Below are 587 nucleotides of genomic sequence, written 5' to 3'. Positions count from 1 at the left end.
TGTGGAGTACTCAAAAAAGCCACCCCAACTGAGATGAATGACGTCGTCCTTCGCGATGTCAGGGTAAGGCAAGCCGCTGCCGGACTCGGACCTGATGACAATCGGCACTCCCGCTTCGGCAACGTCTTTGTCCACACCGCCGTTGACGATTTCCGGGGGAATGTACATGTACAGGTTGGAGTGACCAGGGAGCGGGTCGATGTCCTGGCCACCGGGGAGTTCCAGTTTGACGAAGAGGTTGAGGGGCTTGTCCGGACGCTCTTCTTTTTGATTGGGCTGTTTGATTTCGTAGGTGAGTTGGTAAGGACCTGTCTGCAGATGACGGGGAGCCACCCACAAGAGGGTCGGTTGTTTGAGCTCGGTCTGGTCAATGATGGGACGCCCGTCGACCTCACGGTCATTGAGCAGCAGCTTGACGGTATCGCCGACAGCCTTGGTGGCCCAGACGGGGATGACGACCAGCAGGCCGAGGTCGGGAAAAGTGAACACCGCCGCCCGGTTGATCCCCCACTGGCCGGAAGGCAGGAGGCGCCCGAGCACTATCGGGTCCAGCAATGAATGGGGGGCAGAGATTTTCTTCTTGGGCG

General features: G+C 58.9%; 1 pseudogene. It reads right to left on the bottom strand.

The annotated features are described in order from the left end of the window. Positions 1-587, bottom strand: a pseudogene (locus M0808_RS28405) (hypothetical protein); the annotation flags it as partial.

It is taken from the genome of Pseudomonas sp. MWU12-3103b, from assembly GCF_023100615.1.
GTDB classification, from domain to species: domain Bacteria; phylum Pseudomonadota; class Gammaproteobacteria; order Pseudomonadales; family Pseudomonadaceae; genus Aquipseudomonas; species Aquipseudomonas putida_A.
The sequence above is the reverse complement of the archived record's forward strand: the minus strand, read 5'-3'. Positions and strand labels throughout refer to the sequence as shown.